Source organism: Vibrio sp. 10N.286.55.E10, from assembly GCF_002872555.1.
Taxonomy (GTDB): domain Bacteria; phylum Pseudomonadota; class Gammaproteobacteria; order Enterobacterales; family Vibrionaceae; genus Vibrio; species Vibrio crassostreae.
On sequence record NZ_MCSD01000001.1, the window covers coordinates 75225 to 88148 of the forward strand.

At 46.7% G+C, this 12924-nt stretch carries 14 protein-coding genes; all 14 read right to left on the reverse strand.

Features of this window, described 5'->3' with window-relative positions; all coding sequences use genetic code 11:
* Positions 1 to 17: 17 nt before the first annotated feature.
* The 14 genes from dsbD to BCV39_RS00355 all read right to left on the reverse strand — a co-directional run bounded on the left by dsbD (position 18) and on the right by BCV39_RS00355 (position 12921).
* Entirely contained in the window at positions 18 to 1814 is a 1797-nt protein-coding gene (gene dsbD / locus BCV39_RS00290; RefSeq protein ID WP_102433282.1) for a protein-disulfide reductase DsbD, read from the reverse strand.
* Complete coding sequence (locus BCV39_RS00295; RefSeq protein ID WP_102433281.1) at positions 1811 to 2770, reverse strand: FAD:protein FMN transferase; 960 nt, start codon at positions 2768 to 2770, stop codon at positions 1811 to 1813. Before BCV39_RS00295 ends, dsbD begins: the two co-directional genes overlap by 4 nt.
* Positions 2760 to 3986 carry a DUF3570 domain-containing protein gene (locus BCV39_RS00300; RefSeq protein ID WP_102433280.1) on the reverse strand — a complete coding sequence of 409 codons (1227 nt, stop codon included), beginning with the start codon at positions 3984 to 3986 and terminating at the stop codon, positions 2760 to 2762. The genes BCV39_RS00295 and BCV39_RS00300 overlap by 11 nt, the downstream gene beginning before the upstream one ends.
* Positions 3987 to 4056: 70 nt before the next feature.
* Positions 4057 to 4557, reverse strand: coding sequence for a DUF4266 domain-containing protein (locus tag BCV39_RS00305; RefSeq protein WP_102433279.1), 501 nt, complete (start codon positions 4555 to 4557; stop codon positions 4057 to 4059).
* On the reverse strand, positions 4557 to 5021 hold the full coding sequence (locus tag BCV39_RS00310; protein ID WP_102433278.1) for a TlpA disulfide reductase family protein: 465 nt from the start codon (positions 5019 to 5021) through the stop codon (positions 4557 to 4559). Before BCV39_RS00310 ends, BCV39_RS00305 begins: the two co-directional genes overlap by 1 nt.
* Before the next feature lie 86 nt (positions 5022 to 5107).
* Complete coding sequence (locus tag BCV39_RS00315) at positions 5108 to 6313, reverse strand: vWA domain-containing protein (protein WP_102433277.1); 1206 nt, start codon at positions 6311 to 6313, stop codon at positions 5108 to 5110.
* Positions 6306 to 6866, reverse strand: a complete 561-nt coding sequence (gene tadF / locus BCV39_RS00320) for a tight adherence pilus pseudopilin TadF (RefSeq protein ID WP_102433276.1) — start codon at positions 6864 to 6866, stop codon at positions 6306 to 6308. The genes BCV39_RS00315 and tadF overlap by 8 nt, the downstream gene beginning before the upstream one ends.
* Positions 6856 to 7299, reverse strand: coding sequence for a TadE family protein (locus BCV39_RS00325; protein WP_102433275.1), 444 nt, complete (start codon positions 7297 to 7299; stop codon positions 6856 to 6858). The genes tadF and BCV39_RS00325 overlap by 11 nt, the downstream gene beginning before the upstream one ends.
* Positions 7299 to 8039, reverse strand: coding sequence for a tetratricopeptide repeat protein (locus BCV39_RS00330; RefSeq protein WP_102433274.1), 741 nt, complete (start codon positions 8037 to 8039; stop codon positions 7299 to 7301). The genes BCV39_RS00325 and BCV39_RS00330 overlap by 1 nt, the downstream gene beginning before the upstream one ends.
* Positions 8036 to 8887, reverse strand: coding sequence for a type II secretion system F family protein (locus BCV39_RS00335; RefSeq protein ID WP_102433273.1), 852 nt, complete (start codon positions 8885 to 8887; stop codon positions 8036 to 8038). Before BCV39_RS00335 ends, BCV39_RS00330 begins: the two co-directional genes overlap by 4 nt.
* Positions 8884 to 9798 carry a type II secretion system F family protein gene (locus BCV39_RS00340; protein WP_102433272.1) on the reverse strand — a complete coding sequence of 305 codons (915 nt, stop codon included), beginning with the start codon at positions 9796 to 9798 and terminating at the stop codon, positions 8884 to 8886. The genes BCV39_RS00335 and BCV39_RS00340 overlap by 4 nt, the downstream gene beginning before the upstream one ends.
* Positions 9795 to 11141, reverse strand: coding sequence for a CpaF family protein (locus BCV39_RS00345; protein WP_102433271.1), 1347 nt, complete (start codon positions 11139 to 11141; stop codon positions 9795 to 9797). Before BCV39_RS00345 ends, BCV39_RS00340 begins: the two co-directional genes overlap by 4 nt.
* The gene (locus tag BCV39_RS00350) at positions 11141 to 12301 is read right to left on the reverse strand and encodes a P-loop NTPase (RefSeq protein WP_102433270.1); all 1161 of its coding nucleotides are present in this window, start codon (positions 12299 to 12301) and stop codon (positions 11141 to 11143) included. Before BCV39_RS00350 ends, BCV39_RS00345 begins: the two co-directional genes overlap by 1 nt.
* Positions 12298 to 12921, reverse strand: a complete 624-nt coding sequence (locus BCV39_RS00355; RefSeq protein ID WP_102433269.1) for a CpaD family pilus assembly lipoprotein — start codon at positions 12919 to 12921, stop codon at positions 12298 to 12300. The genes BCV39_RS00350 and BCV39_RS00355 overlap by 4 nt, the downstream gene beginning before the upstream one ends.
* Between the last annotated feature and the right edge of the window lie 3 nt (positions 12922 to 12924).

Below are 12924 nucleotides of genomic sequence, written 5' to 3' on the forward strand. Positions count from 1 at the left end.
GGTCATTGAGTGATTGTCTAGTTTGTCAGGTTGTCTGGCTCTGCTGTGCGGGCTGCTACAAGCTGATTAGCAAGTTTGAGCTTGTTATTGAAACCTTCTTTATCAATATCTCCCATCACACGCGCAGGCTCTATTTCACCACTATCGGGGGAGTAAAAGAAAATAGCGGGTGGGCCGAACACATTTTTGTCGTTAAGCCATGCCATTTGTTCTGGTGAGCTTTCAGTCACATCAAGCTTTATGGTCTGCCACTCTTTCAGTTTTTGGCTCACTTGTTGGTCATTGAACACATTTGTTTCAATCACTTTGCAAGAGACACACCAATCCGCATAAAGGTCGACCAGTACTTTCTGTTTAGCGTTGGCAGCGGTTTGTATCTGTTTCTTTAGCTGATCAATCGAGTCTGTTTTCTCAAAGGGAGTAGCCGCAATAGGTTGGGCTGATTCTCGGTTTGCAAGCGGGTTGAGAGGATCGGAATTTCCTAGGAAATAACCCACAAACAGAATCAAGCCATAGCTCAGTGGCAGCAGAGCGGAGAATTTGCGAGTGCGCGCCCAGCCCGGTTGTGCCGCTTCTAAAGCGCCGAAATGGACACCTGTTCCAATAGTAAGTAGTGCCCATAAGATCATGATGATCGAAGGATCAATAAAGCGGCTTAACAACACGATAGCGACCGCCAATAGCAGCACGCCAAACACTTGTTTTACGGATACCATCCACGCGCCACTTCTTAGCAACAGACGTCCACCACTCGCTCCAATCGCTATAAGTGGAACGCCCATACCTAGTGCCATAACGAACAAAGTCGCTCCGCCAAACATCCAATCTTGAGTCGTTGAAACGTACAGCAATGCCCCTGCTAATGGGGCACTGACGCAAGGTGACACAACCAAGGCAGATATTGCGCCCATTGCGAACACGCTGGCGATCTTGCCACCGCCCAACTTGTCTGAACCGTTGTTGAGTTTTTGCTGCAGTGCGGCTGGTAATTGAAGTTCATAGAAGCCGAACATTGCCAATGCAAGCAGAACAAAAATCGCTGCAAAGCTACTTAACAACCAAGGTTGTTGCATCGCGGCTTGCAGGTTGACCCCTTTTGCCAATGTGGTGACTAGGATTCCAGTCATCGCGTAACTGGTTGCCATACCCAGAACATAAGAGCTAGAAAGTGCCGCACCTTTCTTACCTGTCATTGCTTTTTCGCCACCGATGATACTGGCTAAAATTGGAATCATCGGCAGTACACATGGCGTGAGGGACAAGCCCAAACCGAGCAAGAAGAACACAAGCAGCGCTTGTAACTTACCGGCTTGGGATAGGAACGAAGATAAGCCATTGGTGTCTTCACTGATCTCACCTAGGGTTTGAACTAGAGAGTTTGATTGCTCCTCAATCTGGGCTGCAGCTAAGGCTTCGATCATAGGTAGATCGAGCACTAACTTTTGTGGCAGATAGCAAAGCCCTTTATCTGCACAGCCTTGGTAACGCACGGTGAGTTTGCCACGGCCGGTGTAAGGCACGGTAACGGTTAGCGGCTCGTGAAAGACAACAACGTTACCAAAGTTCGGATCCTGTTTTTCTTCACCTAGCAGCGAGTATTGAGGCTCTTTTGTCGATAGTGACGACTCTTCTTTGAACGAGAATCGAGATCGGTACAGGTAGTAGCCCTTGTGGGTATCAAAGCTAATTACCGCGCCTTGGTCTGTTGCTTCCCATGTGACAGGGAAGGCTTGTTCAACAGAAAGAAATTCGTTTTCTTGAGCATGCAAAAAGCTGCTAAACAATAGAATTAAAGTGAGTAGGTAGCTTTTCATGAATGCAAAAACTCCGTGTTTTGGTGAATGTGTAATTGATCATCGATGTAGATAACAGCGCTGTCTTCAGGCACTGAAATATTGGGGTTCAGTGTTAGAGATGTGCTGAGCACGCCCGCTTCCAAAGTGGAGGAAGCAATCGCGGTAACTGATAGAATCTTCTTCTCAACATCTTGCTTCGACAAAATATGAGACGTGGTTCTATCGCCGAACTGCATCTGACGTTCACTGTGGGCTGATGTGGTCAGCGCCGCGTCGGTAATCGGAATGGCAAAAAAAGGTGTCTTGTTGTCTCTTGGATCCAGAACCGCAATGTTAAATGGCGAACCATCTGGCTTTGTACCCAATGCATAGATATCGCCGCCAAAATTCACCAACATTGAAGTTGCACCAAGTCGCTTACCTATCTTTACTGCTTGATCGACCGAGTACTCTTTGATGACGCCGCCAAAATCGAAGCGGGTGCGTGAATCTGGAACGTGCAGCCTTGTCTTTTGTTGATCGACTTTTCTTTGTCGATCGATTGTACCTTCTAGACCTATTGCCTCTTTTAGCTCCCAAGCCTGCTTACCCAGCGCGGAAGACAGGGCTTGAAAGGCATGGCTGTGTGACATCTTCGGCTTCTGTTGTAAAAGGTGTTTGATGCTGCCAACAGTGGTATCAAATGTGTCGAATGTCAGTTGGCTTAATCGGTCGAGATGCTCAAAAACTTCCGCAGACTCTGAGTCGAGTTCGACTTCACTGGTTGTGCGCTGATTAATATGTCGCGTTAGCCATGAATCATCGCTGTAGAAGTTATATTTGCCCTCTAATCGATGTGTGTTCTGCTCTATCTCATCAGCGATGCTTTTTGCGGAAGCCTTTGGGAAGTGGGTCAAATCAAGCGATAAGATTTGCACTTCGCAAGGTACTGTCATGGCATGAAAGCGATGGACAAAGGGCAGCTTAGAATTCATAAGTTGCTCCAACCGCCCACCACTGCGCTTCAAATCCGTTGCTCTGTTTGTAGTAAGCCGCAAGCGCATTTAAACGCACGGTTTTATGGACCTTAACGCTCGCGCCAAGCTCATAAGCATTCGCGGTGAAGTTACCTAGGCGAAGGTCAGAAGTCGCGTAACCTGTCGAAGCAAAAGAAGGATCTGCGCTACTAGGATCGCGATAGAAATCTGCCGCATCTTGCGTATACCAGAAATAACCGGGTGCAAGGGTTAGCCACTCACTGACACGCCAAGATAATTTTCCGCCCAACTGATGAGACATCACGCCCCAGTCATCTATGAACCATTTGTATCGAGGTCGGATTTTTATACTGTCTGACAAAGAGTAAAAGGCCTGAAGATTAATACCGCCAGAGACTCGGGTATCGGGTCTAGAGTCTTGCCCCAAGAACACTTCGTCATCATCGATTTTGCCATCGTCGTTAATATCGACTTCGCGAAGAACCGTTAAATAGTGGTTGCTCAAGTAACCGCTACGGTAGCCTGCATAAGCGGTAAAAATGCTGTACAGATTTGGTGTAAAGGTTTGAGATAACCCCGCTTCTAAGCTGCCTGTGAAAATGTCTTCCCAGCTCTGGCTGTTAGAAGAGCCTAAAACGTATTTGCCAAATGCCTGAGTTTGGTCGAAAAGAGCAGAGCCCCCTAAGCTGTACGAACGGTTTTTAGCGCTATCAGCATAAATCAAGCCTTTACCATTGATACCAATGCTTTCGTAGTCTTCTTCTTGAGATACGTTACCGCCAAAGGTCCATTCATTACGCAGCCTGTCACGGTAGGTGGCACTCAAGCTGAGTGCTTTTCTTGTGTCTTCTAGGCCGACCTTCTGGACCTCATAACTGTCACGGTGAGGATCGTAACCCGCACGGATGACCTCATTAGTTTTATTTTGGGCTTGCTGAGTTTTCACGGCGCGATTTATCTTGTCGGCATCCGAACCTGGAGGTGTCGTAGGACCCCAAGCTGGAGAAGCACCTGAAACACTGTCGTAGCTTATTTCTGCGTTTAGGGTCCAATCTAAGCCGATACTTTTTTCAATCGAAACCATGGTGTCATTGGCTGATACTCTGTCATCGTATTCCTCATAGCTAAGGTAATGAACAGAGACATGATCTTCAGCTAATGCCACATTAGCCACTGCCGCTGCACTGAGCAGCGTAATTGGTAGTTTTTTCATTTTGTTCTTATTTTGTTTTTTAAGTACTGAATATTTTTTATTGATTGAGTGTTTTTTGTCGATTTAATGGTTAGTTACAGCCACATCCGCCACCGCCAACACCGCTGCCACCCACAGAGCCTTGTTTGTAGGCGAAGACTTTTTCGGAGAACACATCGAATTCCGGTACTGGACCGCCCGGTTTCATCTCTTTTTGAGCTAGCGTTCCTTTCTCCCAAGGCTTTACCGGCTCAATGCCAAGAAATTCATCGACAAACGCTAACGCTGAAGGCTTGTTAGTCTCTTCTGGCGCTTTCTCTTTGATAACCAGCTGCTTTGCCTTTGGTGTGACCATGTCGATGTTGCGTCTTGTTGCGCTCTTGGTGGTTTGGTTTGAGTGCGTGCCGCTACTGGAGTAAACCGTGCTGGAGATGATCTCTTCTTCTACGATGGGACCATCGCTGTTAGTGCTGTTATTACTGGCTTGCTGCTCAACGGGCTTTTTTCCCAAACCACTAAGGTCGAGTTCGAGAGCTGCGTTAGCGGTCATTGGAATAGCAAGTAGCCCAATAAGGGAGGCTTTGATTAGCATTACAGTTGCACTCCCATCTTGGTGAGGTCGTCAGTAATGACGTCGCCAATGTGGTTAATGGCACCAAAGCGAATCTTGATAACCTTGCCTTGGTAGATGTAATAAAGTGCAGGCATACCGATAGGTTTAAACTCAGCGATCAATGCTTGCTCTGGATCGTTCACTACTGGGAATTCCAATCCGAGCCGCTTTTGAAACTCAAGGCCAACTTCAACATCTTCATCGACATCAACGCCTTTGAACGTCACGCCAGTGCCTTTAAGTTCTTTGTAGAGTTGGTTTACTTCTGGAAGCTCTTCTCGGCAAGAAACGCACCATTCAGCAAAGAAGTCGACAATGGTGAGCTCCTCGTTGTTGAGTTGCAGTTTCTTGATAACGTCTTGCGATAAAGAATCGCCTTCTTGATAAGCCAATGCAGGTAAAGAAAGGCACAGCGCCAATAACGCTAGGGCTCGTGTAAACATGTGTTTCTCCATATTGTTTTTAATTTATCTGTTTTTAATTTATCTGTTTTAAATTCGATGCTTTTGAATCAAGCGCTTTGTTTGAATTAGCGAGTGAGTCGGATGCTTGCCGAGTATTCAACCGCCAAAATGTCGGAGAAGTACTCGTTAAGTTGTGTCGTATTGGTGGCACTGAATACGCGTAAAGGATTTCCTGCACAGTTCTCGAATTGAGTAATTCGAGATGGGCTGACGCCATAGCCGATGAAATTCATTTCAATGCCGTATTGCTTGATAGCCGTAGTGCAGAACCCAGCGTTCACCAGTTGATTGAACGCGTCTCCTTCGTCAGCGCCATCGGTGAATAACACCAGTTTTCTTCTGGTTTCGGGTACCGTGCTTACGTTTATTCCCCATGCTTGTTGCCAACTTGGGATAAGCTGCCTCACTCCCCATACCAAACCTTGATAAGAGCGAGTACCGCCATTTGCTTTTAGGCTGTTTATCGAGTTTTGGACGCGGGAAAAGACGTTGGTCAAGGGCAACATTGGTGAGTCTTGATTGCAGTCGCTTAACCACTTACTTGGCGGTGTAAACTCCACCGGTCGCTCTGAATGCAGCGACGCGAGGTTATCTACGGTCAGCGCCGCAGAGAAATCGCCATTACGATAGCTAAGTCCATCGATACAGTAGATTCCGGCCGCTTCTTTGGATAACCAGGGCGGGCGATGTGTTGCCACCCCAGAGTCAAAAGGAACGATCGAAATGCTTACTGAATCTAAATCGTTAGCGTTATTGCTCTGAGATTGAATTGTATTCAAGGCATTCGACAAAATAGATTTTAGTGACTGTATGTTTGAGCTCATGGAGCCAGATACGTCGAGTACCAATACCAACTCTGTTGGAATCGCAGAGTGTTTGCTTTCAACCCCCCCCTTAAAGCCACCACCTGTTGCAGTCACATTTTGGTCGTAGCGTTCATAGCTGAAATGCGGTAGTAGCGGTGTAACGGAGTAACCTAGGCTAATTCGGCAGCCTTGGTTTTCTGGCGTTAATCCACTCACACCTTTCAGTGTTGGGTGATAGTAATCTTGGTATACTCGCATCATTCTCGGAGTCGCCTCATCAGCAAAAGCACAAGCCAGTGCGGCAGAATCAGCGGCTTGCGCGGCTCGATTAGAAACCATCACTTGCGCCGATATCATCAAAGTGCCGACGGCGATAAATAGTGCAGGGAGCAGCAGTGCCAAGAAAGAAAGGGTGATCGAACCTTTTTGCTGACGGGCTAGGCTGCTAAACATTGACTTAACCATAGTGCTTACCTATCACTACAGATGAGCTCTTTAGGCTTTTTGGAAGATCGAGCCGTTCGTAGTCAAATGGTGTCTTTACGCATAAGGTCAGCTGAATCAAAGTTGATGGTTTTCCATTCAATGCAGGATCACCGTTGCCTACAACAAGCATGTCCGTAAGGTCCTCAATAGGTGGATCACTTTGGCAGTTGCTTCCCGCATAAAGATATTCGTATTCCCACGTCGAAGCGGCAGTATCAAAGACACGACTTTCAAGTAAAAGCCCAATATCGCCACGAGCAATGCTACTCGGCAGATAACGTTCAGCGAGCACGAGTAATGGACCTTTAAGAGTCTCGGGTAAACCATTCTTACCTTGCTCAGGTTTGAGTTGAGTTGAAGAAATCGCATTCACTAGGTTGTAGGTAACATTGTCTAACTGAGTCTGCATACTGAATAAGCGGTAGATAGCAACGAACCCCCACAGAATGATCATCATCGCGAGTACGACAAATGGAAACTCAACAGCAGCTGATCCCGCTTGTTTTCTCGGGTGTGTTTTATTAACCGTCATAGCTCACCAATACCTTTTTTTCCAAGGTTGTCATTTTCCCGCTACGTTCTAAAAACTGGGTCGAAAGGCTCGGCAGCAGAGCGAATGAGAATGCGTAGGACACCGTGTACTCCCCCAATACTGCTTTGCTTATCGGTGCCGCTTTCCTGTTAACTAAGTCCGGTAGGTTTTCAACGTATAAAGGTTGAGACAACTTGATCTTGCTGCGATCGAGCAGTGGGAACTTGTCGATAGTGTCGATGAAAACTTGGTTTGCTATGGGACCAACTGGTCGAATTTTGACTTCTCGAGCTCCTGCATGAACGGCGACATCGAAGATGATGCTGACTAGCAGCAGGCGGCAGATCTCAAAGACCCCTATTATCAGCAATAGAAACGGTAGGGTGATCATTAGAAACTCAACGCTATTCGCACCTTTCTGACGAGAGAGCATTATTGTTCTCCTCGATCAGCGTGAGCGGCTAGGGCTTGATAATACAAGCTATTGTTAGCGTATTCCGGTTGCGATAAGTGTTCACGAGCGATCGCTTTTGCAGACTCGCTGTCGCCAGAAAGCGCGTAAGCCAACGCAAGGTTAAGCTGGAGTTTTACGCTAGCTTCACCTCTGACAAAGATCGGGTGCAGAATACGAATCCCTTGATCTGGTTTACCATCGAGTATCCAAGCCATAGCGAGGTTGTTTCGGTATTCGTTGCTTGAAGGCATTAAGCTAAGGGCATTTGAGTAACACTCTCTTGCCTTGGAATACTGTTTATTGAGCGAGTAACTGACTCCTAAGCTATTTTGAGCAACGTCATCGGACGCCTCCAGTTGAACAGACTCTTCAAGAGCTGAAGTCGCTTGTTCAAGCTCTCCTAAAGCTAACCATGAACGACCTAGCTCACGGTAAATCGCACTGGATTGATTAAGCTCGATACCACGCTTTAAGTAATGCAGTGCTTCGTCATAACGACTGGCTTGATTGGCTGCAGAGCCCATCAACAGCAGTAACTGCGGGTCATTGGGTTTCGATACCAACATTTTTCGGTAGAGATCCATGGCGCTCTCTGGCTTACCGTTCATTAACGCAACTTCTGCCACTTTCATGTTTTCGGCGGTATCTTTTTCAACGTGGTTAGTGGATTGACAGCCGAACAATATCAGCGACAAAAAGAATAACGGGATGGTTCTCATAAGCCCCCCAGAGTTTGTGTAAGAGACAACATGATTGGCACAACGATGATGCCCACCACAGGTAGCATGATGAAAACCACCAAAGGGAATGACATTTTGGCTGGTATTTTCCCCACCCATTCTTCCAGTTCTAAGAAGTGGTATTGACGGCTATCCGAAGCGATCAGTTTGAGGGCGTCAGCGATAGGCGTACCGTATTGCAGCGCTTGGTTCATGGTAGTGACAACGTTGTTGATGTCAGACAGTTGTACGCGTTTGTCTAAGTTGTTGAGTGCCGTTTGTGGTGAATCAAGAACCGATATCTCAGTTGCTGTGAGTAGCCATTCGCGTGACAATGCTGGAGAGATAGAACGCATCTCTTCACCGACACAGCGAAATACCGCTTCGAGTGTTAAGCCAGATGCAACACACACCACCATTAGGTCGACGGCATCGGGTATTACTCGGCTGATCTGCATTCGAACTTGGTTCACACGCCATTCAAGAATACGATCGAATAGGATGCCGACCACGATGCCGATAGCGATACACTCTGCCGCCGAATTCATCGTTAGCACTTGGATGCGAGTGGCATACCAAGTAACAGTACCTGCGGCCATGGTGAGCAACCTAAGTCCTAAAAAGTAGATCTCTGCATTAGGGTTCAGCCAGCCAATCAGAACGAGCTTTTGACGTCGAGACTTCTCACCTTGGAAGTGCCACTTACTCGACGTGTTTTTGTACTTTGAGGAATAGCTTGATACGCGATTCAGTCGCTCAGCCACAACGTCTCGTTTGAACGAAGATAGATGTGCGATCAGCGTGAGAAGAACAGCTAATCCCAACAGCAGCATGGCAAAATACATCATGATGAGAACCTCTTATTACGAGTCAGAGCATTCAAAATTAAGGTGCCGATGCTGATGCTAATCAATGCATAGGTCAGCACTCGTTGACCTAGTTCAGTGTTAAACAGCTGCTTAATCATGTAGGGCTCAATTAAATAGATGCCACCTAGCAACCCAATGGGTAAGACAGAGAGAAATAACGCTGTGATGCGAGGCTCTGAGGTTAGGCTCTTCACCTTCTTTCTCATCGCTCGGTTGTCATGCATGGTTCGGCTTAAGCTATGAAGAATGTCGCGCAGTTGACCACCATTCGACTGGTTAAGGATCAGTGCAACAGAGAAATAACGAAAGCTGCTGTAAGGAAGACGAATGCACGTATCATCGAGACTCTGACGAAGACTAAGGCCAAGCGCGAGATTATCGCGAAGGTAAGAGAACTCTCGTCCTAGCAAACCAGGTTGCGTTTGTGCCACTTGATCAATCGCTTGTGGGATGGATAACCCTGCTGATACCGCTCTAGAAATTAATCCAAGGACGTTGATGATGTCTTTTTCAAACTCTTCTACTTGTCTCTTTCTGCGATAAAACACAATGGCGCAGGTACATATGAGCCACAGCCCAACCGCTGCAAGTAATCGAAGGTGTACTGGAAGCTCTGGCACTAACAGGTAACCAGCAACTGGCAAACCAACAACCATTGAGGCGATAAAATACTTATCCCAAGCAGGTAGCAAAGCATTTATTCGCAGGAAAAACGCATGCAGTTTGTTGGTGCGCTGGTGGCTCGACTTTTTGATAGAAACGTCTGCAGGGCTTGCTTTGTATGAACCAGATACCAAGGACAGTCGCTTATTAACAATGGCTTGTTTTGAGTTGAGCTTTATTAGCCAAACCGTAGCCAGCAGCGCAGAAATAGTAAGAACAAAAATCATCCGGCTTCAAGCTCCATTGCCACCCTTAGTTGAGCGTCTAACTGGTGATATTTCGCTTTTTCGTTGAAGCTTGGTACGCACTTGGCACTCTTATATTCACCAATTAGGTTGCCTTGCTGGTCTTCCGATAACGTTTTAAAGGCGAACAGTTCCTGAGTGACGTATTGCTCGCCCTCTAACCCTTGCACTTCGGTTATTGAAACAATGCGTCGCTTACCATCGCGCATTCGTTCTACTTGGATAACCACATCAATGGTGTTTGCGATTTGGCGACGCAGTGAAAATAGAGGCAGTGTCGCCTGGCTCATCATTAGCATGTTCTCCATTCGCACCAGTGCGTCCGTTGCAGAGTTGGCGTGAAGTGTACACAGCGAACCATCGTGGCCTGTGTTCATCGCTTGCATCATTTCAAAGGCTTCATCGCCACGAACTTCGCCTAAAATGATGCGATCTGGTCGCATACGTAGCGAATTTCTCACTAACTCTCTTTGAGTAATCGGCGTTAAACCTTCTGCATTGGCTGGGCGAGTTTCTGCACGTACCACATGGGGTTGTTGCAGGCGCAGTTCTGCTGTGTCTTCAATGGTGATGATGCGCTCTTGAGGTGAGATGCTGAAAGACATTGCATTAAGCAGGGTGGTTTTACCTGCACCGGTACCACCCGCAACAAGAACGTTGAGACGAGAGCGAACGATAATATCAATAAGCTTAATCATCGAATTCGACATCGCACCAAACTGTGCCAATTGGCTCAGTGTCAGCTTCTTTTCATTGAACTTACGGATAGAGATGTAGGTTCCATCAAGTGCGAGCGGTGGGATCATGACATTGACACGGCTGCCGTCGTCTAGCCTTGCATCAACTAATGGATTCGATTCATCGATTCGTCGACCTACTTTGCTCACGATACGTCGCGCTAAGTTGAGAAGCTGCTCTTCATTACGAAATTGGACCGTGGTTTTTTGCAGTTTTCCTGAACGCTCGACATAAATTTCACGGTAACCATTGACCATGATGTCAGTGACTGTTTGGTCTTCAATAAGAGGTTGGAGTGGCCCCAAACCTAAAAATTCATGTAGGAGCTGCTCTACAGAATGAGTCACATCCTGATGACCGAGTGGTAACTGTTTAGAGATTACAATTTCCGATACCATCTCTGAAATTCTAGCTTCAAGATCGGACGCACTTAAACTCACAACAGCCGATGGATCGATTGCCTTGATGATCTCTTCATGAATCACATGATAATGATCACGTAGCGAGGGAGCGGATGTTAACGTTTCACGTAATCGAGCTTGGCTGACTTCAATAGGATCAACCGTGTTTGCTTTTTGACCAAACATTATGCACCTCGCTTCCAAAAACGGCGGCTGCTTTGCTGCGATTCACCTGTGATTAATTCAACTAAAGCGTTGAACGCCACTTTCACTTTTCTGTTGCCTTTGTGGGCAGGTTGACCAAGTGATGACTTGCTTAAAAAGTGGTTCGGGGAGAATGGAATGAGAACGTCTACCGGTACACCTAACGACTTTTTCACATCGTTAACTGAAATCATTGAGCCTGAATCAGACTTGGTGTGATTGAGCACAACAAGCGTTTGGGAGTTGGTTTGATTCTGAAGTCGTTTGATGATCTGGCCGGCATTGCGGATAGAGCCGAGTGTAGGCTCAACGACAATCACTCGGATATCGGCACTTTTCAGTGCGTCAAAGCCAACTTGATCACGCAAAGAGTAAGTTGGGATATCCACTAATAGGTAGTCTGAGTTTTGTAGGCAAAACTTAGTAAATTGGTCCAATGCACTCTTTTGTGGCCAGAATGGTGTGGCATCTAAAGGTAGATAGCCAGTAAAGAGAGTGTGCTTTACAGATACGCTGATCCCACTACGTTCGAATACTAACGGGTCTAGTCTCTCTGGGTATTGTAAAAGCTCGATCAATGCTGAGTTCCCTTCAACATTGAGTAGCAGATCCAAATCGCCCATTGAAAAGTCTAGGTCTAGACAAGCCACTTTCTTATCGAGCTCTGCGAGTTGTTGAGCAAGAGTTGCAGTAATGGTACTGCTGCCTGAACCGCCTTTCGCACTGACAACCGAGATGACTTTTTCATTTCGTTTTTCGCTGTTGTTTTGTAAAGCCGCGAAAGAAACGTGTTCCAGATCTTGTGGAGTCACAGGAGGCACTAGGTAATCACTCGCGCCTGATGCCAGCATGCCACGGTAGATGAAAATTTCATCTGAGTGGCCAATAGCGATAACTTGACAACCTGTACGCTTAATTAAGCGCTGTACTGCTTGTTTCGACTCAGCCAGCTCACAATTCAACACATCGAGAAATACTGTCTTAATACCATGCTTCAGCACGTGTCGCACTACGTCGTCTTCTTGATTTGAAGAGACTGTGATGTTGTGGATACCAAAGTCATTCAGTGTGTGCGTAAGCGCTAGGGTATCGAGTTGCTCAGACGCTGCGATCAGTACCGTTAACTGGTGTACTTGATTCATAGCGCACCTCCTTGCGTGGTCGTCGAAGAACCATTATTTGTCTGTTGGTTTTGGGCTGGTGGAGCAAAGTAGTTATCGATACTAGAGACAGCTTTCTGCCCTTGAGCACCATTAATCGGCTGACCGACGATCAGGTCTTTAGGGTTGGCTACCATTTGTGCAAGCGCGTTGGCATTTGCACACCCAAAATTGCGCTGAGTGCGGTATGCGTTGAGCGTGGTTCTTGGCGTTTTACCCGCGTCACAGGCTGTGACTTTAGCTCGGTAAGACTCGACTAAAATAGTGATGTCGCCTTTACCTTCTGTTGATTCGTCTGATACCCAAATTTGTGATGGATAGAGGCCTGATTCGATAAGATGAAGCCTTACTTTCTCTAGTTGACGTTCACCTTTCTGAGTCGTTTTTTCGATTTTGACCATCAAGCTACTCGCGCTGCCTCGACGAGAGATAAAGTCAGAAATATCCGCTTTTTCCTGAGCCGACAGCGTTTTTCCTGCAAGTGTCAGAGAGAACTTGTTAGTCACAGAAATCACATCGACTGATGGTTGCTGAGTGGTTGGCGTAGGTGCGCATCCCGCAAACACAAATAGGGCAGGGAGCAATAAGGATAATTTATTCATGAT

Coding starts and splice junctions, on each gene's coding strand:
- dsbD (WP_102433282.1), bottom strand. CDS start 1,814: ATGAAAAGCTACCTACTCACTTTAATTCTATTGTTTAGCAGCTTTTTG.
- BCV39_RS00295 (WP_102433281.1), bottom strand. CDS start 2,770: ATGAATTCTAAGCTGCCCTTTGTCCATCGCTTTCATGCCATGACAGTA.
- BCV39_RS00300 (WP_102433280.1), bottom strand. CDS start 3,986: ATGAAAAAACTACCAATTACGCTGCTCAGTGCAGCGGCAGTGGCTAAT.
- BCV39_RS00305 (WP_102433279.1), bottom strand. CDS start 4,557: ATGCTAATCAAAGCCTCCCTTATTGGGCTACTTGCTATTCCAATGACC.
- BCV39_RS00310 (WP_102433278.1), bottom strand. CDS start 5,021: ATGTTTACACGAGCCCTAGCGTTATTGGCGCTGTGCCTTTCTTTACCT.
- BCV39_RS00315 (WP_102433277.1), bottom strand. CDS start 6,313: ATGGTTAAGTCAATGTTTAGCAGCCTAGCCCGTCAGCAAAAAGGTTCG.
- tadF (WP_102433276.1), bottom strand. CDS start 6,866: ATGACGGTTAATAAAACACACCCGAGAAAACAAGCGGGATCAGCTGCT.
- BCV39_RS00325 (WP_102433275.1), bottom strand. CDS start 7,299: ATGCTCTCTCGTCAGAAAGGTGCGAATAGCGTTGAGTTTCTAATGATC.
- BCV39_RS00330 (WP_102433274.1), bottom strand. CDS start 8,039: ATGAGAACCATCCCGTTATTCTTTTTGTCGCTGATATTGTTCGGCTGT.
- BCV39_RS00335 (WP_102433273.1), bottom strand. CDS start 8,887: ATGATGTATTTTGCCATGCTGCTGTTGGGATTAGCTGTTCTTCTCACG.
- BCV39_RS00340 (WP_102433272.1), bottom strand. CDS start 9,798: ATGATTTTTGTTCTTACTATTTCTGCGCTGCTGGCTACGGTTTGGCTA.
- BCV39_RS00345 (WP_102433271.1), bottom strand. CDS start 11,141: ATGTTTGGTCAAAAAGCAAACACGGTTGATCCTATTGAAGTCAGCCAA.
- BCV39_RS00350 (WP_102433270.1), bottom strand. CDS start 12,301: ATGAATCAAGTACACCAGTTAACGGTACTGATCGCAGCGTCTGAGCAA.
- BCV39_RS00355 (WP_102433269.1), bottom strand. CDS start 12,921: ATGAATAAATTATCCTTATTGCTCCCTGCCCTATTTGTGTTTGCGGGA.